21 protein-coding genes are annotated in these 18,673 nt (G+C 59.7%); 12 read left to right on the top strand and 9 right to left on the bottom strand.

Features of this window, described 5'->3' with window-relative positions; translation table 11 throughout:
- Window positions 1-9 precede the first annotated feature (9 nt).
- Window positions 10-354, top strand: coding sequence for a DUF3775 domain-containing protein (locus RYZ20_RS14180; RefSeq protein ID WP_317674561.1), 345 nt, complete (start codon window positions 10-12; stop codon window positions 352-354).
- A gap of 145 nt (window positions 355-499) precedes the next feature.
- The gene (locus tag RYZ20_RS14175; RefSeq protein ID WP_317674559.1) at window positions 500-691 is read left to right on the top strand and encodes a hypothetical protein; all 192 of its coding nucleotides are present in this window, start codon (window positions 500-502) and stop codon (window positions 689-691) included.
- Between the two features lie 128 nt (window positions 692-819).
- Here RYZ20_RS14175 and RYZ20_RS14170 read toward each other — a convergent pair whose 3' ends face one another.
- The gene (locus RYZ20_RS14170) at window positions 820-1,506 is read right to left on the bottom strand and encodes a response regulator transcription factor (RefSeq protein ID WP_317674557.1); all 687 of its coding nucleotides are present in this window, start codon (window positions 1,504-1,506) and stop codon (window positions 820-822) included.
- 142 nt (window positions 1,507-1,648) lie between these two features.
- Here RYZ20_RS14170 and ribA point away from each other — a divergent pair, with 142 nt between their 5' ends.
- Entirely contained in the window at window positions 1,649-2,728 is a 1,080-nt protein-coding gene (gene ribA, locus RYZ20_RS14165; protein WP_317674555.1) for a GTP cyclohydrolase II, read from the top strand.
- The gene (locus RYZ20_RS14160) at window positions 2,728-3,261 is read left to right on the top strand and encodes a L,D-transpeptidase family protein (protein ID WP_317674608.1); all 534 of its coding nucleotides are present in this window, start codon (window positions 2,728-2,730) and stop codon (window positions 3,259-3,261) included. The genes ribA and RYZ20_RS14160 overlap by 1 nt, the downstream gene beginning before the upstream one ends.
- Here RYZ20_RS14160 and RYZ20_RS14155 read toward each other — a convergent pair.
- Entirely contained in the window at window positions 3,258-3,917 is a 660-nt protein-coding gene (locus RYZ20_RS14155) for a YggS family pyridoxal phosphate-dependent enzyme (RefSeq protein ID WP_317674553.1), read from the bottom strand. The genes RYZ20_RS14160 and RYZ20_RS14155 overlap by 4 nt on opposite strands.
- A gap of 96 nt (window positions 3,918-4,013) precedes the next feature.
- Window positions 4,014-4,817 (bottom strand): porin, encoded by an 804-nt coding sequence (locus RYZ20_RS14150; protein ID WP_317674606.1) that lies wholly within the window; start codon window positions 4,815-4,817, stop codon window positions 4,014-4,016.
- A gap of 142 nt (window positions 4,818-4,959) precedes the next feature.
- Here RYZ20_RS14150 and RYZ20_RS14145 point away from each other — a divergent pair, with 142 nt between their 5' ends.
- The gene (locus RYZ20_RS14145) at window positions 4,960-5,910 is read left to right on the top strand and encodes a tyrosine-type recombinase/integrase (protein ID WP_317674551.1); all 951 of its coding nucleotides are present in this window, start codon (window positions 4,960-4,962) and stop codon (window positions 5,908-5,910) included.
- 229 nt (window positions 5,911-6,139) lie between these two features.
- On the opposite strand, the gene RYZ20_RS14140 is transcribed toward RYZ20_RS14145, so the two are convergent.
- A complete protein-coding gene (locus RYZ20_RS14140; RefSeq protein ID WP_317674549.1) occupies window positions 6,140-6,958 on the bottom strand; it encodes a hypothetical protein in 819 nt (272 codons plus the stop codon).
- A gap of 63 nt (window positions 6,959-7,021) precedes the next feature.
- Here RYZ20_RS14140 and RYZ20_RS14135 point away from each other — a divergent pair, with 63 nt between their 5' ends.
- Complete coding sequence (locus RYZ20_RS14135) at window positions 7,022-7,957, top strand: hypothetical protein (RefSeq protein ID WP_317674547.1); 936 nt, start codon at window positions 7,022-7,024, stop codon at window positions 7,955-7,957.
- A gap of 234 nt (window positions 7,958-8,191) precedes the next feature.
- On the opposite strand, the gene RYZ20_RS15875 is transcribed toward RYZ20_RS14135, so the two are convergent.
- Window positions 8,192-8,629, bottom strand: a complete 438-nt coding sequence (locus tag RYZ20_RS15875) for a DUF6626 family protein (protein ID WP_411572355.1) — start codon at window positions 8,627-8,629, stop codon at window positions 8,192-8,194.
- A 723-nt stretch (window positions 8,630-9,352) separates the two neighbouring features.
- Between RYZ20_RS15875 and RYZ20_RS14125 the strand changes: the two genes are divergently transcribed.
- Window positions 9,353-9,919, top strand: a complete 567-nt coding sequence (locus RYZ20_RS14125; RefSeq protein WP_275811019.1) for a tyrosine-type recombinase/integrase — start codon at window positions 9,353-9,355, stop codon at window positions 9,917-9,919.
- A 402-nt stretch (window positions 9,920-10,321) separates the two neighbouring features.
- On the opposite strand, the gene RYZ20_RS14120 is transcribed toward RYZ20_RS14125, so the two are convergent.
- Entirely contained in the window at window positions 10,322-11,212 is an 891-nt protein-coding gene (locus tag RYZ20_RS14120; protein ID WP_317674540.1) for a porin, read from the bottom strand.
- A 293-nt stretch (window positions 11,213-11,505) separates the two neighbouring features.
- Here RYZ20_RS14120 and RYZ20_RS14115 point away from each other — a divergent pair, with 293 nt between their 5' ends.
- The 5 genes from RYZ20_RS14115 (at window position 11,506) to RYZ20_RS14095 (ending at window position 17,372) form a co-directional block, all read left to right on the top strand.
- A complete protein-coding gene (locus RYZ20_RS14115) occupies window positions 11,506-12,012 on the top strand; it encodes a DUF3576 domain-containing protein (protein WP_317674538.1) in 507 nt (168 codons plus the stop codon).
- Between the two features lie 140 nt (window positions 12,013-12,152).
- On the top strand, window positions 12,153-14,696 hold the full coding sequence (gene leuS / locus RYZ20_RS14110; protein ID WP_317674536.1) for a leucine--tRNA ligase: 2,544 nt from the start codon (window positions 12,153-12,155) through the stop codon (window positions 14,694-14,696).
- A complete protein-coding gene (lptE, locus tag RYZ20_RS14105; RefSeq protein ID WP_317674534.1) occupies window positions 14,683-15,177 on the top strand; it encodes an LPS assembly lipoprotein LptE in 495 nt (164 codons plus the stop codon). The genes leuS and lptE overlap by 14 nt, the downstream gene beginning before the upstream one ends.
- Entirely contained in the window at window positions 15,174-16,196 is a 1,023-nt protein-coding gene (gene holA, locus RYZ20_RS14100) for a DNA polymerase III subunit delta (RefSeq protein WP_317674532.1), read from the top strand. The genes lptE and holA overlap by 4 nt, the downstream gene beginning before the upstream one ends.
- Entirely contained in the window at window positions 16,197-17,372 is a 1,176-nt protein-coding gene (locus RYZ20_RS14095) for a TIGR03862 family flavoprotein (protein WP_317674530.1), read from the top strand. It begins immediately after the preceding gene.
- On the opposite strand, the gene RYZ20_RS14090 is transcribed toward RYZ20_RS14095, so the two are convergent.
- The 3 genes from RYZ20_RS14090 to pgsA are packed head-to-tail and all read right to left on the bottom strand — an operon-like array spanning window position 17,359 to window position 18,671.
- Window positions 17,359-17,799: a molybdenum cofactor biosynthesis protein MoaE gene (locus tag RYZ20_RS14090; RefSeq protein ID WP_317674528.1), complete on the bottom strand. Its 441-nt coding sequence runs from the start codon at window positions 17,797-17,799 to the stop codon at window positions 17,359-17,361. The two genes, RYZ20_RS14095 and RYZ20_RS14090, sit on opposite strands and share 14 nt — an antisense overlap.
- A 1-nt stretch (window position 17,800) precedes the next feature.
- On the bottom strand, window positions 17,801-18,049 hold the full coding sequence (moaD, locus tag RYZ20_RS14085) for a molybdopterin converting factor subunit 1 (protein WP_317674526.1): 249 nt from the start codon (window positions 18,047-18,049) through the stop codon (window positions 17,801-17,803).
- A complete protein-coding gene (gene pgsA / locus RYZ20_RS14080; RefSeq protein WP_317674524.1) occupies window positions 18,042-18,671 on the bottom strand; it encodes a CDP-diacylglycerol--glycerol-3-phosphate 3-phosphatidyltransferase in 630 nt (209 codons plus the stop codon). The genes moaD and pgsA overlap by 8 nt, the downstream gene beginning before the upstream one ends.
- Window positions 18,672-18,673 lie beyond the last annotated feature (2 nt).

Raw genomic sequence — 18,673 nt, 5'->3', positions numbered from 1 at the left:
GAGGGAAACATGCTCACCATCAGCCCGGCCAAGATCGCCCATATCATCATTCGCGCCCGCAAGTTCGACGCGGACGTGCCCGGCTCGGGTCAGGCCCGCGAATTGCGCGCCTTTATCGCAGGGCTGAACGATGACGAGAAAGCCGCGCTGACCGCCGTGATGTGGATCGGGCGCGAAACCTTCGAGGCCGAAGAACTGGAAGAGGCGATCGCCACCGCCCATGCCGAGGCTACCGCCCCGACCGAGGATTACCTCTTGGGCGTGCCGATGCTGGCCGATTACCTTGAGGATGGCCTGGGCGCGCTTGGCCTGTCGCTCGAAGAGGCGGAAGAAGACATCTACCCGTCGGTTTGATCTGCGGAAATCAGATTGCCAGTTGGAGGCTATGCCCTGCGAGTTCCGATGGGGTTAATGGCAGCTGTGCGGGACGAAGCAGTCGCTTGCGCCAGACAATCTGGCGGTTAGTCTATTTCAACGTGCGCGGTCTGGAGCTTCGATAATGAAGGATAACATCTGCTGGTTTTGCGGCGAGGCAATCGAGTTGAATGATGAGCGCGCAGTCAGGATTACTTTGGAAAATCTGATGCGCACTACGGATGCAATCCAAACAATCGCCTCTCATGCTGATTGCGCCAGAGTTCGACTTATAGGTGCAACCATGATGTTCGACCCTGAAGTTCTCTCCGACTAGCAGCTAACGCTGACAGTCCGCAAAGGGCTCTTTCCGGATCTCCGGCGCTCATGCCTTCATCTCCTTCCTAATACCAAAGGCGGCCCCGAGAGCCGCCTTTTGCATTTGTTGTTTCGCGAGGGATACCCTCAGGCGACCAGCCTGTAGCCGCCCGATTCCGTGACCAGAAGCCGCGCGTTCGAGGGGTCGGGCTCGATTTTTTGACGCAGGCGGTAGATGTGGGTTTCAAGCGTATGCGTCGTCACCCCGGCATTATAGCCCCAGACCTCGTGCAGCAGCACATCGCGTGGCACCACGCCATCGGTCGCGCGATAGAGAAACTTGAGGATATTCGTCTCTTTCTCGGTCAGGCGGATTTTGCGCTCTTTCTCGTCGATCAGCATCTTCATCGCGGGCTTGAACGTATACGGGCCAAGCTGGAACACCGCGTCTTCGGATTGTTCATGCGTGCGCAGTTGCGCGCGCAGGCGGGCCAGCAGCACAGGGAATTTGAACGGCTTGGTAATGTAATCATTCGCGCCACTATCAAGGCCAAGGATCGTATCGGCGTCGGTGTCATGGCCGGTCAGCATCACGATCGGGCATTTCACACCCAGCTTGCGCAGCTTTTTGCACAGCTCGCGCCCGTCGGTGTCAGGCAGGCCCACGTCCAGAAGCACCAGATCGTAAAGTGCCTCTTTTGCCTTCTCGACACCAGTCGCGCCCGAATTCGCCTCGAACACATCAAACTCGTCAGTCGCCAAAAGCTGTTCCGCCAGTGCCTCGCGCAGGTCATCGTCATCATCGACCAGCAGGATTTTCTTCAAAGCTGCCATCGTTCCGGCCTCCTTATGCGTTTTGTGCAAAGCTGCTCTTTGCTCACCATTTCGACAAGGGGCGTGAAATCTTTCTCACGCGGTCGTGTCAGAACGCCGTGATATGTTTCAATTTGTTTCGAGGATCGCTATCTGTTGGGCGATGGAACACCGCTTTTCCCTTGGGCCTTCGCCCGCTGAACGCCTGAACCGCGCCCGCGCCGATCTGCGCATGGGGCTGCCGGTGGTATTGTCGGGGCAGATGCTGGCCGTCGCGGTCGAAACGCTCTCGCCCGAACGTTTGGCGGCGCTGCGCGCTCTTGGGCCGCTGCAACTGGCGATCACCGCGCGGCGGGCCGAGACGCTGAAGGCGCGCGTCTATGATGGCGATCTTGCACGGTTGCAGGTGCCGGTTGACGCCGATCTGGGCTGGTTGCGCGCGCTGGCGGACCCCGCCGATGACCTGCGTATGCCGATGAAAGGCCCGCTCCAGTCGCTCCGCGATGGCGCGCCGGATCTGGCCCGCGCCGCGATCCGTCTCGCGAAATCGGCACAGCTTTTGCCTGCCGCGTTGCTCGCGCCGCTGCCCGATCCGGCCCCAGATGGGCTAACCGCGATTGAGGCCGCCGAGGCGATGCAGCTTCTGGAGGCCGAAGCCCTTATGGCCCCGGTCGCGGCCGCCCGTGTGCCGATGCGCGCCGCTGAAAAGGGGCGGCTTCATATCTTCCGGCCCGATGACGGCGGTGAAGAACATTATGCGATCGAAATCGGTGCGCCTCCGCGCGACAAGCCGGTGCTGGCGCGGCTCCATTCGGCCTGTTTTACGGGCGATGTGCTGGGGTCGCTGAAATGCGACTGCGGGCCACAGCTTGACGCGGCGCTCACCCAGATGGGGCATGAAGGCGCGGGGGTGCTATTGTATCTCAATCAAGAGGGGCGCGGCATTGGTCTGGCCAATAAGATGCGCGCTTATTCCCTGCAAGATCAAGGGTTTGATACGGTAGAAGCGAACCATCGCCTGGGATTCGAGGATGACGAGCGCGATTTCAGAACGGGCGCGGCGCTTCTGCGCAAACTCGGGTTTTCGGCGGTTCGTTTACTAACCAACAACCCTGCCAAGGTGCGGATGCTGGAGGCCAACGGCATCACCGTGGCCGAGCGTGTGCCGCTGAAGGTCGGCCTTAGTCGCCATAACGAGGCGTATCTGGCGACAAAGGCCGCGAAATCGGGGCATATCCTGTGATGCGCCTCACGCCGCGCGGGCTTTGCGCCTTTGGGCGACTCTTGCCCGTCGAGGTCGGGCGCGGCGGGTTGAGCACCGACAAACGCGAGGGGGACGGCGCGACGCCCGTTGGCCTGTTGCATATCGCGGGGATGCTTTATCGTCCCGACCGGATTGCACCGCCGCAGCCTTGGGCGCAGTCCATCGGGCCGCGTGACCTGTGGTGCGATGCGCCCGATCATCCGGCCTATAACCTGCCGGTGAAGGCGGCGTTTCCCGCCAGTCACGAGGCGCTGCGCCGTGCCGACCCGCTTTATGACATTGTGCTTTTGACCGACTGGAACTTTCCCCACGCCGTTGCGGGCAAAGGCTCTGCGATCTTCCTGCATCAGCGCCGCCGACAGGGTTTTCCGACCGCCGGCTGCCTTGCCTTCCGGCGCGATCATCTGATCTGGCTGGCGGGGCGTGTTAGCCTTGGCGAGCCGTTGCTGATCCCCCCGCTGGCTGGATTTGCGCCGCGCGGGGGAAATACGGTCGCGGGCGACAAAGCCTAGCGATTGGCGTAATCGCGCGCTCCGAAAATCGCTGATCCCACGCGGACGTGGGTCGCGCCAGCCGCCACCGCCGCCTCGAAATCGCTGCTCATGCCCATAGAAAGCCCTGTCAGACCATTGCGCGCGGCCATGTCCGCCAAGGCGGCGAAATGGGGCGCGGCGTCTTCATCCTCGGGCGGGATGCACATCAGGCCGATAACGGGCAAATCCATCCCCCGCGCCTGCGCGATAAACGCGTCCAGATCATCGGGCAGAACACCCGCTTTTTGCGGCTCCAGCCCGGTATTGACCTGCACGAAAAGGTCAGGGCTTTGCCCGCGCGCCTGCGCAAGAGTGGCCAGCTTGGTGGCAAGCGATGGCCGGTCGAGCGTGTGGATCGCCTCGAACAGATCAACCGCGACCTTCGCCTTGTTGGTTTGCAGCGGCCCGATCATATGCACGGACGCGTCAGGGAAGGCCTCGCGCCATGCGGGCCATTTGCCTTGAGTTTCCTGCACATAGTTTTCGCCGAATAACCGATGGCCTTCGCGCAGGACAGCCTCGACACGCTCGGGCGGCTGCACTTTGGACACGGCGATCAGGTTGACCGATCCGGCCGCGCGCCCTGCGGATGCCTCGGCGGCGCGAAGTCGCGCTTTGATTTGCGCCAAGCCCATGGTCTGTCTCCTTTTTGCGCCAAGACACCACGGTTAGGCAAAAAAGAAAAGAGCGGGCGCAAGGCCCGCTCTTTCCATCATACCAATCCGTTAGGATTAGAACGAGAACGAGACGCCGAGCTCAGCAACGGTGTCGCCGCCTGCTTTGCCCACGCCACCTGCGAGGGTTGCGCCGCCGAGGTCGTACTTAGCGCCGATGCCGTATGCAGCGTCAGCAGCCGCATCGTTGTCGCCGTAAGCAGCTTCGAAGGTCAGAGCGCCGGTTTTGTAGGCAGCGTAAACGCCATACGAGTCACCGGTGATGTCATCTTTGGCGTAGTAGATTTCGCCGTTGATGCCAGCTGCGCCACCTTTGAGGAGAAGCGAGGTCGAGTTGTTCGACAGCGACTCGTCGTGGTCGTAAGCAGCAGCAACCGAAACGGTGCCGAAGTCGTAAGCAGCTTTGACGCCATAGTCTTCGGCAACGGTGTTCAGCGAAACGCCAACAGCCAGAGCGCCGACCGAGTAGTCCCAACGTGCGTCAGCCGAACCGGTGTAGTTCGAAGCTTCTGCAACGTCGTCAACGCCGATGCCGTCGAAACCGATGTCGGTCAGGCCGAGGTCGTCTGCCATCGGGTCAACTGCGCCGACGGTGAATTTGCCGAACGAACCCGAGGTAAAGACCTGTGCGCCGTAGACGGTGTCGCCGTTAGCGTAGTCGGAGTCGAGCTGGATGCGAGCGCCGAAGGTCAGGCCCGAGTCGGTTTCGGTGGTGCCGACGACATCCATGTCGATTTCGTACCAGCCAGCAGCTTTTTTAGCCGGAGCGTAGGACAGGCCGCCGTTGTCGTATTTCAGACCCATGTTGGCCGAGCCCGACATGGTGATTTCAGCCGAAGCGAAGCCAGCCGAGAGCACCAGAGCGGTCGTCGCGAAGAGACACCTTGCAACCTACGTCCCGTCGTAGGCGATTTTGTTATGCGATGACTGTTTAGACCATCTTAATCGTCGCCCATACGGTAATCAGGTAATACACACTGCTTGATAACACACGGAGAAGGCGATGTTTTTCTCGTTCAAGAGCGACGATGAGACGCGATCAAAGCATCATCGACCTCAACCCTGCTTAACGCTGAGTTTGTTCTTCGATGAACATTACTTTCCCCATGTCAAAGTGGCGAAGAAGGAGAGCAAGCACGACTGGAGCACGTTCAATACGCACTTGCGAGCGAGCTTAGGCCACTACAAACTCGACGAATTGACCAACCCAGTGCTCGATGTTTGGGTGCGTGAGCAGGTGGTGGCTGGCTATCAGCGCAGCACCATCAACAAACACATTTTCCTCATGAACAGGCTGCTGAACTTGGCGCGGCATTGGGGCCACATTCAACATAACGCCAACCAAGTGAACCTGCGGCGACTGCCCCTTGGGGACTATAAGCAACGCTTTCTCAGTCCAGAAGAGATCGAACGCTTGCTTATCCATGCCCACCGCAGCTCCCACCCACACCTGTATAATTTCATCCGTCTTTTACTGCTGACGGGGGCGCGGAAAGGTGAGGCACGGACAATGCGGTGGCTGGACATCAACAGGGATAAAAAGATTTGGACCGTACCTGTCAGCAAAAATGGTCGGTCACGTCGTGTTGTGCTCAGCGGCGCTGCGCTAGAGGTCTTGGACGATTGCAGGGCAACAGTAGAGCGACTGGGCTTGTCAATCGAAGCCAAAGCCTACGTGTTTACCAACCCGCGCACACTCCAGCCTTACGACAGCTTCTATGCCGCATGGTATCTGGTCCGATCTGCTGCAGGGCTGGACGATGTGCGTATTCACGACCTGCGTCACACCTATGCTAGCCTTCTGGTAAACAGGGGCGTGAGCATCTACGAAGTGCAGACATTGCTGGGCCACAGCAGCGTTCAGATGACGCAGCGTTATGCCCATCTCTCCCCAGACCGCCTGCATAGTAGAGCAGAGTTGGTGGGCAAGATCGTATGCAGCAGCGGTGGCTGAGTATTTGATCCCAGCCTCACTATGCCTGTCAGCCTATCGCTGCTGCAGCAGACAAACACCGCATAGACTGTGCAGTTTTCCGCCAAAACACGCAGCCTCTCGCGTCAGCTGTGTTGACCCCAAAACGATTGCGACCGCCACTGTAGGCGCAGCTTACACCGCAGTTGAGGCCATTTGCTTAAGCGATATAAGGTCAGCATTGCTGTCTCTTTGTTCCACGAGGAACACGCTACCGCCGCGACCTTAACGGAAACTCTGCCTTAACGACATTCTCGATGTACTGCTCTGCAATACGAAGGTGGCGCTGTACGGCAAGTTGCTTGGAACGCCGGTTAGCCCGTTCAAGGTCGCCAACAAAATTCTCCTCAGCCTTTAACTGGGCGATAGTCGCTTGGTCGTATCGCTCTAGTCCAGTCAGTCCCGCAATATCGGCAAGGTCAGCATAGTCCGCATCCGGATTGGCTTGGCGTGCATCCCAAACCAGTAAATGTTCATGCAGGGACCGCAGCCGTGGACGCCCAACAGGATAACAGCGATAAAGCTTGCGGATTTCCCGCTCCATCCGTTCCGGCCTGATCTGCGCCAGCGCCTCACGCACAGAATTGACCATAGCAGTGCGCGAGCGCGAGTATCCCACATGCAGGAAAATGCCCTCGCACTCGATGTGGAACTTGTCCGACAACGCAATATCCTGTGCCTCGCTGACAAAGGTGAACAGCCACAAATGTTCCCACCACCATGTGTGAAAGTCGGTGGCATGCACATCGCCAAAATGCTGGAAGAGAAGCGCATGTTCTCCTTCGCCACCACGCTCGCATGTCGCACGATATCCCTCGTGCCGTCGCAAATACTCCCACCAATAATAATAGACCGAACACTTCCAGCCCGGCGCACCCGGATATGGAGGGTCAGGTAGGCGTGGCCTGTAAGGCGCACCCGGATAATCTGGCGGCGCAAAGGGGAAGTTTTGATAGGCCGCGGTTAGTTGTTCTTTCCATCTCATCTTGACGCCAATTTTGTAAGTTCTTGAGGCAATCAATAACGGCATCAAAGCTCACGTAAAGCTTAACCCGACGCAATCTGCGTCTCTAGCTTAACAAAGGAGTAACCCATGCTGGACAAGAAGATCACCACCAACACCACCCCCGCACCCGTCGATGCGGATTATGTGTACAACAATGACAACTTTGACAGTGTTGCAGAGGCCAAGGAAGTTGCCGAACGCTGCACCACTGCCGGCGCAACGCTTGCCAAGGTCATGTACAACCCGTTTGCCCTCAATCAGCCGTCGGCCGAACGCGCCTACGCCGATGTGGAAACGATCAAACCGCGTTCGCGCGATCAGTACGTTGATATGTTCCGCAAGACCGAGGAGCGCACCGCCCGTGCTACGTTGAAAATGTGCCGTGTCGTTTACGAAGCCAAGCAGTCCCTTGCCGAACATGACTTTGCGGATTTCTGCACCGCCATCGGCCACAAGGACAAAAGCAGCGTGATCCGCAAGTACTGCGCCATCGGCAAGCTGCAACCCCGCCTCGTCAAGCACGCTGAATACCTTCCGCACGAATGGAGCAAAATCTACACCATCACGCAAATCCCCGCCCGTCAGTTCGACAATTACGTGGAAAGCGGTTACGATTTTCGCAAGCTGAAGGGTAAGGAACTGACCGATTTGCTCGAAGCAACTCGTCAGGAAAAGCAGATTGATAAGCTGCTGCCGCGCGACAAAGACAGTCAACACTTTGTTTTTGCCAAGATTATGTTCACCAAGAGCTTTGTGGACGTGTTCGATTGGCGCATGACCCGCAAGGCGCTAGCGGAAGTGGAAAGTCGCTTGCCTATTCGTGTTCAGTTTGTTGCCGAAGCCGACCGCGCCTACGAGTGGACGAAAGCCAATCGCTTTAACGCCGCAAAGCAAAATGCTTGGGAGGTCGAATTCAACCCTTCCAAGTGGGACTATGGAGTTGACCCCATCGCTGACGCTCCTGCAGACGCTGCGGAAACTGTTGTCGTGCAAGCGGAGGTTCAAGAAGTTCCGCAATCCTAACTGTGCCAATGCAACAGCCGCGCTCTTTTGCGCGGCTGTTTGCCTTCGTCGCCCACCACGAACGTCAGCATTGCTGTCTCTTTGTTCCGCGAGGAACACGTCATCGCAGCCCTGTTCCCGTCGGCAGTGTTCCCGGCGGCTTGGGCTTAGTTCTGCGCGGAACAACAGGCTTTGGCTTTGACTTGGCTTTACAAGGCGGACACGGCGGACATGATGAACGCTGGATTATTTCGCTCACACGCATCTTTCAGCCCCGCGCCGATGGGGTGTGGCAACAGTGCCACCGTGATTTGATAAGTACTTCCCTGTTTGATTTTGTAGCACACGATTTTGCGGAATTGGGCACCTCACCAGTGCGTTTCTTTCCATTTCCGCGCGACAGTCTCGTGCAAGCAGGGCAAAACGCTCTGCCCAATATGCCCCATTCGCCACCGAATTGCTCGATAAGTGCAGCGCCAATCGCTGCAATCGGTCCGCGCAGAACAACAAGGCCGCTGCACTTGGCTGTCTACCTGTAAACCGTAAAGTGCGTAGATAACTCTCGCCACGTCCTAACCAGTCCCGGCAAAACTCGGCCTCGTTCCTGACCGCCCCAATTTGTCGCAATTCATCTCGAACAGCTTCAACTATCGAATTTGACACCGTTTTTTCCTCTCGTTGATAAATAAACATGTAAGCGAGTTGCGTGGTGGCGCTTGCTTATTTATCGGCGACAGGCCCTATTGCATCGCAAGATGCTCCGCAGAGACGAGCACAGGTAACGCTGTAGACGTTGGAGGTGGATGCCAAGCAGTGTTACGCCGAGCTGCTCAGCAACAACCGTCGCAGCGCCAACCTGCGGCCTATAAGTCAATTGGCAGGAATGGGACTGAGGCTTGACACATCAAGTACCCCATATGCTGCGCGGATGTCGTGTCCATAGCACCGCGCAGTTGCGTTGCGATCAACTCGTCGGCAAGCACAGGGCGCACAGCGTAACCCGCGTCCGCTGCAACAGCAGAAGGCTTGCTTATGGATCGGCGAAGCAACTCGACTGAGACTTGCTAAGCATGATGAGGCTGCATAAGCCTCATTATGGCTCACAATCTGACTGAGCCATCTCAGTTAACGAATAGGGCATCGCTCAAGTCAGTTGCGCGAGAGCGACAGCGAGACGCAGCAGATGACGTAGAGCAGTTGAGCGACGCTCAACTTGGAATTGTTCAAAAGTGATTAACACAGTGGCGGCTGGCCAAGCTCTGACTACAGCGTGGCAATATCTCATAGAATACATATTGTATGGGGAATATGCTTAAGTTCTTGTTCTTATTGATACTTTTATGAACTGCGATTTCGGTCGCCCAACCATCCTCTCAGACCATACAGTGTGTGCACATCCTTTGTGAGAGATCAGCTATGCCTGCCGCCAAACTCATCACCGAACGCGAGTTCAAGCGTGCCCTCGCTCAATGTAGCAGCCGCCGACACACTGTACGTGACCAAACAATCCTCCAACTGAGCTATTATGCCGGATTACGTGCCTGCGAGATTGCCAGCTTACGAGTGGGCGACGTGTATGACGATCAGGGCGCGGTCAAAAACAGCGTCACACTCACTTCCAGTCAAACAAAGGGACATCGTGCTCGCGTGTTCTACGTCAATCAGCGCCTCGCCCGCGTCCTGCGCGACTATCGGCAATCCATTTTGTTCCGCGAAGAACACGAACCTTTGTTCATGACACAGCAAAACAGCGCATTTTCTGCCAACACAATCAGCCAGCTGTTCCTCATTATCTATCACAGCGCGGGATTGCGTGGCTGCAGCAGTCACAGCGGCAGGCGCAGCTTCATTACGCGATTGGCAGAACAAGGGGTTGCTGTGCACTTGCTGGCTGCATTGGCTGGTCATCAGAGCATCCAAACCACCCAGCGTTACATTGCGGTCAACGATGCACTTCTTACTCGCGCAGTGGAACTGGCATAATGGCAAAGGTAGGCGCCCTTTCCGTCACACGCAAACTCGAGCGCGAACTCAAGCATAGGCTGTGGCTGCAAAAGAACTTGCCAAGCAGCTCACAGCTTCGCAAATGTCAGCGCCGCATCCTCATCTTACGCACAGAACTCGCAAAAATAACGGATATGGCGGTGAATATCTGAGCTGTATGTTCCACGAAGAACAATTGCCTTGGTCATAAACACTGTCAAAGCAACGGCGACAACAACGGCCAATACCCGAAATAGGTCATGATCTGTTCGCAAGCATTGATGCTGTGCAGCACTGCAACTGCAGCGTCATAGGGTACTATTTATTCACTTGAGAACGGTAGGAGCAAAATGAAAAGAGCGGGCCAAGGCCCGCTCTTCCCATCAAACCAATCCGTTAGGATTAGAATTTGAACGACACGCCGAAGTCAGCGACGGTTTCGTCGTTGACCGAGCCGATGCCGCCAGCGAGGGTTGCGCCGCCGAGGTCGTAGGCCGCACCAATGCCGTAAGCAGCGTCAGCGAGACCATCAGCGTCAGCATACGAAGCCGACAGGGTCAGAGCGCCGGTTTTGTAGGCAGCATAGACGCCGTACGAGTCGCCATCGTTGGCGGCGGTCGTCGACGAGTCGCTGGTCGCGTAGAAGATCTGGCCGCTGACAGCGCCCATGCTGCCCGACAGTTTGGCCTGCACGGTGTCGGTGTCCGAAGCTTCGTCGTGGTCGTAAGCGACCGCGATCGCAGCCGTGCCAAAGTCATAGCCAACTTTGACAGCGTAGTCTTCCTGAATGGTGTGAACCGAGGCACCGAGGGTCAGAGCGCCGACCGAGTAGTCCCAGCGCGCATCAGCTGCGCCTTTATAGGCGAAGGTTTCGGCGACGTTGTCGGTGCCGATGCCGTCGAGACCGATGTCCGACAGGGTGTCATCATCAGACACCGGGTCGAGGCCCGAGCCGATGTTGAAGGTGCCGAACGCACCCGAGACGAACACGTTGCCGTTGATGTCAGTACCAGCGGTGTTCAGAACGGTCGAGTAATCCGAGTCGAGCTGGATGCGTGCGCCGAAGGTCAGGCCCGAGTCGGTTTCGGTGGTGCCGACGACGTCGATGTCGATTTCGTACCAGCCGGCAGTGTCCTTGCCGCGGGTGGCTGCATTGCCGTCGCCGTCAGCCCAGCTCAGCCCGTTTTCAGCGTGCTTGATGCCCATGTTGGCCGAGCCCGACATGGTGATTTCAGCCGAAGCGAAGCCAGCCGAGAGCACCAGAGCGGTCGTCGCGAAGAGAACCTTTTTCATGATTTTCCCTCATTATCTCTAAGGTGTGCCCCAAACCGGGGAATCCGGATCGGGTATGAAAGTCTTTTCACTCCACCCCGCCGACATTGCAAACGAAAGAGCATCGAAATCTGCATTGCCCCCCATCGTGGTGCAGTCTTGCCACAGTCCCCGCCCTGCCCGGTTTCCGCTGCGGCAGGCAAAACGGCTCTCTATATATGGAACGGGAAAAACCTTGTCGCCTTCTGCCCCTTAAGATAGAGACGAACAGGAAATGGGGTCGCTGCGAAATTGCCAACGGGGGGCAGCCTGTAATGAACATCAAGACAATCCTGCGGACCGGTGCGGCCCTTGGCCTTGTTCTGGCACTTGCGGGCTGCGGCGCGTCCAGCAGCAAGCTGTTCAGCTGGGGCGGTTTCTCGCGCGCGAACGAGGCGCAGGCACAGCAGAAGGTCAAGAAAGACCCGAATGCAAAAGAAGGCACGATCTGGGATCTGTTCTCGAACTCGGACGATCCGAACATCACGATCGAGGTGAACCGCTATCTGTGGCAAGCCTCGCTTGAGGTGCTGAACTTCCTGCCGGTTCAATCGGTCGACCCGTTCTCGGGCGTGATCGTGACGGGCTATGGCACGCCGCCCGGCGGTGGCCGCGCTTATAAGGCGACCGTCTATATCAATGACCCCGCTCTGGATGCGCGGTCGCTGAAAGTGGCGCTGGAAACGCGCTCGGGTCCGGTGTCCGCGGCAACCCAGCACGCGGTCGAAGATGCGATTCTGACCCGCGCACGCCAGTTGCGGGTTGCTGCCTCCAAGCTCTGACGACACACAGATTTTACGTTGCAAACGCCGGAGCCAGCCTCCGGCGTTGCTATTTGCGGGCCAGATGACGCCTCTCTCTGGACCTTGCCGCCCTCTCCGGTGTAGCAAGCGGGCGCAGATTTTCCGCAAGAGGCACCGATATGTCGCGCTACGCACCGTCCGAGACCGAACCGAAATGGCAGGCTGCATGGGGGAAGGCCGGCGTCTTCACCGCCAGGCGCGACCCCGCGCGCGAGAAATATTATGTGCTGGAGATGTTCCCCTACCCGTCGGGCCGCATCCACATGGGCCATGTGCGCAACTACACGATGGGCGATGTCGTCGCGCGCTATAAGATGTCGTGCGGGTTCTCGGTGCTGCACCCGATGGGCTGGGACGCCTTCGGGATGCCGGCGGAAAACGCCGCTATGGAAAAAGGCGGCCATCCGAAAGAATGGACCTACGGCAATATCGCCGACATGAAGGAGCAGATGCGGCCTTTGGGCTTCTCGCTGGACTGGACGCGCGAGTTTGCGACCTGTGACCCCGAGTATTACGGCCAGCAGCAGGCGATGTTCATCGACATGCTGGATGCAGGGCTGGTCTATCGTAAGAACGCGGTCGTGAACTGGGATCCGGTCGATATGACCGTGCTTGCGAACGAGCAGGTGATCGACGGCAAGGGCTGGCGCTCGGGCGCGCCGGTCGAGCGCAAGGAACTGACGCAGTGGTTCTTTAAGATCTCGGAATTCGCGGGCGAGTTGCTCGATGCTCTGGATGGCCTGAAAGACTGGCCCGAGAAAGTGCGCCTGATGCAGGCCAACTGGATCGGCAAGTCGCGCGGGCTGCAATTTGCCTTTGATCTGGTGGGTGCGCCCGAAGGGTTCGACACGCTTGAGGTCTACACCACCCGTCCCGATACGCTGATGGGCGCAAGCTTTGCCGGCATCTCGCCCGATCACCCGATGGCGAAGGCGCTTGAGGCGGCCGATCCGAAGATCGCGGCCTTTGTTGCCGAATGCCGCAAGGGTGGCACCACCGAAGAAGCGATAGAGACGGCCGAAAAGTTGGGGTTCGATACGGGGATTCGCGTCCGTCACCCGCTGGACCCGACGTGGGAACTTCCGGTCTATATCGCCAACTTCATCCTGATGGATTATGGCACCGGCGCGATTTTCGGCTGCCCCGCGCATGACCAGCGCGATTTCGAATTCGCCACCAAATACGGCCTGACGATCAATCCGGTATTCGAACCGGTCGAGGGCGACTATCCGGCAGGCGAAGCCTATGTGCCGATGAAATCCGAGCCCCTCCGCTATGTGCGCGGGTTTGCAGGCGCGGCCACGCAAACCGGCGACGAAGGCGTTGCGACCGCGATTGCCGAATGTGAAAAGCGCGGCTTCGGCCAAGGCGTCACCAAATTCCGCCTGCGTGACTGGGGGCTTTCGCGCCAGCGCTATTGGGGCTGCCCGATTCCGGTCGTGCATTGCGAGGCTTGCGGCGTGGTTCCCGAGAAAAAGGAAAACCTGCCGGTCCAGCTTCCTGACGACGTGACCTTTGATCGTCCCGGCAACCCGCTTGACCGTCACCCGACGTGGCGTGAGTGCACCTGTCCGTGCTGCGGCGCGCCTGCGAAACGCGAAACCGACACGATGGACACCTTCGTCGATAGCTCGTGGTATTACGCGCGCTTCACCAGCCCGCGGGCGAATACCCCGACCGTGCCGGAAGACGCCGATTACTGGATGAACGTCGATCAATATATCGGCGGGATCGAGCACGCTATTCTCCACCTGCTCTATTCGCGCTTCTTTGCCCGCGCGATGCAGAAAACCGGCCACCTGCCCGCCAAAGCGATCGAGCCGTTCAACGCGCTCTTCACCCAGGGCATGGTGACGCACGAGATTTATTTGACGCGCGACGCCAGCGGGCGCCCCGTCTATCACCTCCCCGAGGAGATCGAGGACGGCAAGGTTAAGGCAACCGGTGAAACGGTCGAAATCATCCCCTCGGCCAAGATGTCGAAGTCCAAGAAGAACGTCGTCGATCCGATGAACATCATCGCGGATTTCGGCGCCGATACCGCGCGCTGGTTCGTCATGTCCGACAGCCCGCCCGAGCGCGATGTCGAATGGACGGCTGCGGGCGCCGAAGCCGCAAGCAAGCACCTCGCCCGCGTCTGGCGCATCGCCAATGACATCGCTGCCAGCGACGATGCGGAAAACGGCGAAGACGCGGCGCTTCTGAAAGCCGCCCATAAGGCGATTGACGAGGTCACGCGCTCGATCGACGGGTTCGCCTTTAACAAAGCGGTCGCGAAGCTCTATGAGATCACCAACACGCTGGCCAAATCCAAGGCAGGCAGCGCGGCCAAACGCGACGCGATGAAGATCATGGCGCAGCTGATGGGGCCGATGGTGCCGCACCTTGCCGAAGACATCTGGGCGCTGCTTGGCGGCGAAGGATTCGTCGTCAGCGCCGCATGGCCCAAGGCCGACCCTGCCCTTCTGACTGAGGATTCGGTGGTCCTGCCGATCCAGATCAACGGCAAACGCCGCTCGGAATTGTCGGTTCCGAAGGATATGGCGAAAGACGAGGTTGAAAAACTCGTGCTGGCCGACGAAGCTGTGGTCAAAGCGCTGGCCGGTGGTCAGCCGAAAAAGCTGATCGTGGTTCCGGGGCGTATCGTCAATGTGGTCATCTGATCGCCGCAAGTTTCTGGCAGTTTCCGCCGCAGCCCTGCTTGGGGGCTGCGGTTTCAAACCGGCCTACGGGCCGGATGGTGCGGCAACGGGCCTTTTGGGCGGGGTCGAACCCGACGCACCCGAAACGCGCGACGATTTCGCGCTGGTGCAACGCCTGTCCGAGCGTCTGGGATCGGCTGTCGTGCCGAAATACGCGCTTGGCTATAAGGTTTCGGTCGAACGGCGCAGCCTTGCAATCACCTCGGCCAACGCCACCACCCGCTATACGCTCAGCGGCGGCGTCACCTATCAGTTGCGCGACAGCGCCAGCCGCAAGTTGCTTCTGTCGGGCGAGGTGCAATCCTTCACCTCGTGGTCCGCAACCGGATCGGTCGTTGCCACCCAAGCTGCCGAAGAAGACGCGCACCGCCGCCTGATGGTGATTCTTGCCGACCGGATGGTGACGCAGCTTATCGCGCAATCCGGGGCGCTGCCGGGATGAAGCTTTCGGGCATCGCCGCGACACGCTATTTCGCCAAACCCGAGGCAAATCGCACGGGGCTTTTGATTTTCGGCGCGGATGCGATGCGCGTGGCCTTGCGCCGCCAAGAGGCTATCGCGGCATTGATCGGGCCGCAGGGCGAAGAAGAAATGCGCCTGTCGCGCCTGCCAGCAGGCGATTTACGCAAAGACGGGGCGGCCCTTCTGGACGCGGTCAAGGCGGTCGGGTTTTTCCCCGGCCCCCGCGTGGCTTTCGTCGAGGACGCGACGGATGGTCTGGCCGATACGGTGGCAGCCGCGCTCTCGGACTGGCGTGAGGGTGATGCGCAGATCATCGTGACGGCGGGGCAACTGACCGCGAAATCCAAACTGCGCAAGCTGTTCGAGGGGCATAATAACGCTTATGCCATAGGCATTTACGACGATCCTCCGTCGCGCGAAGAGGTCGAGGATACCTTGCGCAAAGCGGGCCTGCGCGAGATTTCGCAAGCGGCCATGACCGATCTTATGGCGCTTTCGAAAGAGCTTGATCCGGGTGATTTCCGCCAGACGGTCGAGAAGATCGCGCTGTATAAATACGACGATACAACCGCGCTTACGCCCGAAGATGTGGCCGCCTGCGCGCCTGCCTCGATCGAGGCGGATGTGGATGATGTCTTGAACATCGTCGCTGATGGCCGCGCGGCCGAGCTTGGCCCGATGATGCGCCGGATCGAGGGGCAAGGCGTGGCCCCCGTCACCCTCACCATCCAGAGCCTGCGCCATTTTCGCGCACTCCATGCCGCCGCCTCGGACCCTGCGGGGCCAGCCTCGGGGATCGCGCGGATGCGCCCGCCGATTTTCGGCCCGCGCCGCGACCGGATGCAGCGGCAGGCGGGGAACTGGGGCATGTTCCGGCTGGAAGAGGCCGTGAAGCTGTTGATCGAGACCGATCTGACGCTGCGCTCCTCCAGCCGAGCGCCGCAAATGGCGGTGATCGAGCGCGCGCTGATGCGGCTGGCGATGATGGCGCGCCGGTAAATGACCGACGCACTTGTCATAGGGGGCGGGCCAGCGGGGCTGATGGCCGCCGAAGAGCTTGCGCGCGCGGGCCATAGCGTGCTTCTGGCCGAGGCCAAGCCCTCGCTTGCGCGCAAATTCCTGATGGCGGGCAAGTCGGGGCTGAACCTGACACGGGCCGAACCGCTGGACGCTTTCCTTTCGCACTATCACCCCGACTGGGTGCGCCCCTATATCCGCGCCTTTGGCCCCGATCGGGTGCAGGATTTCGCCCGCGATCTGGGGCAAGAGCTGTTCACCGGATCGACGGGGCGGGTGTTTCCGAGGGTGATGAAAGCCTCGCCCATGCTGCGGGGCTGGATCGCGCGGCTTGCGAGCCTTGGCGTCGACATCCGCACCCGCTGGCGCTGGACCGGATTTGACGAAGAGAGCTTTCGGTTCGACACGCCCGATGGCCCGCAACAAATTGCGCCCCGCGTGACGGTCCTGGCGCTTGGCGGGGCAAGCTGGCCGCGGCTTGGGTCAGATGCCGCTTGGGTGCCTTGGCTTACGGCGAAAGGCGTGGCGCTTGCCCCGTTCAAGCCCGCGAACATGGGGCTTCTGGTGGACTGGTCCGCTCATATGGCCCCGCATTTCGGCGCGGCGATCAAGGGCGCGGCGCTGCATACCGACGCGGGCATCACGCGCGGCGAGTTTGTGCTCTCGAAACGCGGGCTTGAAGGCGGCGGCATCTATACGATCTCGGCGCATCTGCGCGAGGGCAGCCCCTTGCATATCGACCTTTGCCCCGATCTGACCGAGGCGGAAGTCACTGCACGACTGGCCCGCCAGCCCGCGAAGTTAAGCGTCGCGAACCGGATCAAACGCGCGCTTGGGATGGATGCGACGAAACTGGCGCTTTTGAACGAATGGGGCCGCCCCCTGCCCACTGCGCCCAATGCTCTGGCCGCGCTGATCAAAGCCCTACCCGCGCGGCACGCTGGCCCACGCCCCTTGGCCGAGGCGATCTCAAGCGCGGGCGGCATCAGCCATGACGCCCTGACCGATGATCTAGAGCTTCGCGCCCTGCCAAATGTCTTTGCCTGCGGGGAAATGCTGGACTGGGAGGCACCGACGGGCGGCTACCTGTTGACCGGATGCTTTGCGACGGGGCTTCATGCAGGCCGCGCGGCGGCGGCGCGGCTTACCAGCGCTTGAGCGCGTCCTCATCTTCGTCCTTGGCCGCAACCCATGCGGTGCCCGAGCGCATATGCTCTTTCTTCCAGAACGGCGCGCGCGACTTCAGATAATCCATCAGGAATTCCGCCGCCTCGAACGCCGCGACCCTGTGGCGCGCAGCCGTCGCAACCATCATGATCGTCTCTCCCACCGCCAGCCGACCGTGCCGATGGATGACGATCACATCGGCCAGCGCCCATCGCGCGGCAGCTTCGTCCACGATCTTGGCAATCGCGCGTTCGGTCATGCCGGGGTAATGCTCCAGCTCCAGCGCCTCAAGGTCGCCCGAGTCGTCGCGCACCACGCCGGTAAAGGTGACAACCGCACCGACATCGGAACTACCCACGCCGAACCCTTCGGTTTCGGCGGCAAAATCAAAGGGCGCGCTCTGGACCGAGACCTTCACCTTAGCCTCCGGTCATCGGCGGGAAAAACGCCACCTCGCGCACACCCGCCAAGGGCGCGTCGAAATCCGACAGATCCTGATCCAGCGCGACGCGCAGCGAGGCCGTGTCCTGAAACGCCGCCGCATAACGATCATCGCGCGCACGCAGCTCCGCGACCAGATCGGCAACCGTCGCCGCCGAGGTCTCAACGCTCTCGCGCGCCTTGCCGATCCGTTCGCGCAGCCATGCGAAGTAAAGAACCTCAACCATCTTTCGGCTCCCGCAGATAGGGCAGCGCCTTGGCAAAGTAATCCCAACCCGTGACACCCGTCAGAATCGCAGCAATCCAGATCAGCCCAAGCCCGATGTGATTGGCAATATCGGCAGGAGAGACACCCGTCGGCAAATCCCCCTCGCCCGCGCGCGGCGGCAGGCCCGCCTCAAGATAGTGCAGCCCCGTGCCCAGAAACAGGGTCGCCAGAGCGAACATCTGCGCGGTGGTCTTCCATTTCGCCAGCTTCGTCACCCGCAGCTTGCCCGAATCCGCGCCCAGAAACTCGCGCAGGCCCGAGACGAACACCTCGCGAAACAGGATCACCGTCGCGGGCAGGATCAGCCACGGGTTCATCCCCGAATAGCCGGTCAGCACCACCAGTGCGATCACCACCATCGCCTTATCGGCAATCGGATCAAGCATCGCGCCGAACCTGCTTTCCTGCTTCCACGCCCGCGCCAGATAGCCGTCAAACCAGTCGGTTATCGCCGCCGTGACAAACAGTGCCAGCGCGAACCAGTCGGCCAGCGGGCGGCTGAAATACAAAAACATCACCGCAACTCCGGGTGCGGCGATCAGACGGAGAACCGTCAGGATATTCGGCAAGGTCCATTTCATGC

It is taken from the genome of Pseudothioclava alba, assembly GCF_033100795.1.
Classification (GTDB): Bacteria; Pseudomonadota; Alphaproteobacteria; order Rhodobacterales; family Rhodobacteraceae; genus Pseudothioclava.
The sequence above is the reverse complement of the archived record's forward strand: the minus strand, read 5'-3'. Positions and strand labels throughout refer to the sequence as shown.

Excerpts from the sequence above, each read along its gene's own strand:
- pgsA (WP_317674524.1), bottom strand. The coding sequence starts at position 18,671 with ATGAAATGGACCTTGCCGAATATCCTGACGGTTCTCCGTCTGATCGCC.
- RYZ20_RS14145 (WP_317674551.1), top strand. The coding sequence starts at position 4,960 with ATGTTTTTCTCGTTCAAGAGCGACGATGAGACGCGATCAAAGCATCAT.
- holA (WP_317674532.1), top strand. The coding sequence starts at position 15,174 with ATGAAGCTTTCGGGCATCGCCGCGACACGCTATTTCGCCAAACCCGAG.
- RYZ20_RS14125 (WP_275811019.1), top strand. The coding sequence starts at position 9,353 with ATGCCTGCCGCCAAACTCATCACCGAACGCGAGTTCAAGCGTGCCCTC.
- RYZ20_RS14135 (WP_317674547.1), top strand. The coding sequence starts at position 7,022 with ATGCTGGACAAGAAGATCACCACCAACACCACCCCCGCACCCGTCGAT.
- RYZ20_RS14120 (WP_317674540.1), bottom strand. The coding sequence starts at position 11,212 with ATGAAAAAGGTTCTCTTCGCGACGACCGCTCTGGTGCTCTCGGCTGGC.
- RYZ20_RS14175 (WP_317674559.1), top strand. The coding sequence starts at position 500 with ATGAAGGATAACATCTGCTGGTTTTGCGGCGAGGCAATCGAGTTGAAT.
- RYZ20_RS14170 (WP_317674557.1), bottom strand. The coding sequence starts at position 1,506 with ATGGCAGCTTTGAAGAAAATCCTGCTGGTCGATGATGACGATGACCTG.
- RYZ20_RS14095 (WP_317674530.1), top strand. The coding sequence starts at position 16,197 with ATGACCGACGCACTTGTCATAGGGGGCGGGCCAGCGGGGCTGATGGCC.
- ribA (WP_317674555.1), top strand. The coding sequence starts at position 1,649 with ATGGAACACCGCTTTTCCCTTGGGCCTTCGCCCGCTGAACGCCTGAAC.
- RYZ20_RS15875 (WP_411572355.1), bottom strand. The coding sequence starts at position 8,629 with ATGTTTATTTATCAACGAGAGGAAAAAACGGTGTCAAATTCGATAGTT.
- RYZ20_RS14180 (WP_317674561.1), top strand. The coding sequence starts at position 10 with ATGCTCACCATCAGCCCGGCCAAGATCGCCCATATCATCATTCGCGCC.
- leuS (WP_317674536.1), top strand. The coding sequence starts at position 12,153 with ATGTCGCGCTACGCACCGTCCGAGACCGAACCGAAATGGCAGGCTGCA.
- RYZ20_RS14160 (WP_317674608.1), top strand. The coding sequence starts at position 2,728 with ATGCGCCTCACGCCGCGCGGGCTTTGCGCCTTTGGGCGACTCTTGCCC.
- moaD (WP_317674526.1), bottom strand. The coding sequence starts at position 18,049 with ATGGTTGAGGTTCTTTACTTCGCATGGCTGCGCGAACGGATCGGCAAG.
- RYZ20_RS14155 (WP_317674553.1), bottom strand. The coding sequence starts at position 3,917 with ATGGGCTTGGCGCAAATCAAAGCGCGACTTCGCGCCGCCGAGGCATCC.
- RYZ20_RS14140 (WP_317674549.1), bottom strand. The coding sequence starts at position 6,958 with ATGCCGTTATTGATTGCCTCAAGAACTTACAAAATTGGCGTCAAGATG.
- lptE (WP_317674534.1), top strand. The coding sequence starts at position 14,683 with ATGTGGTCATCTGATCGCCGCAAGTTTCTGGCAGTTTCCGCCGCAGCC.
- RYZ20_RS14115 (WP_317674538.1), top strand. The coding sequence starts at position 11,506 with ATGAACATCAAGACAATCCTGCGGACCGGTGCGGCCCTTGGCCTTGTT.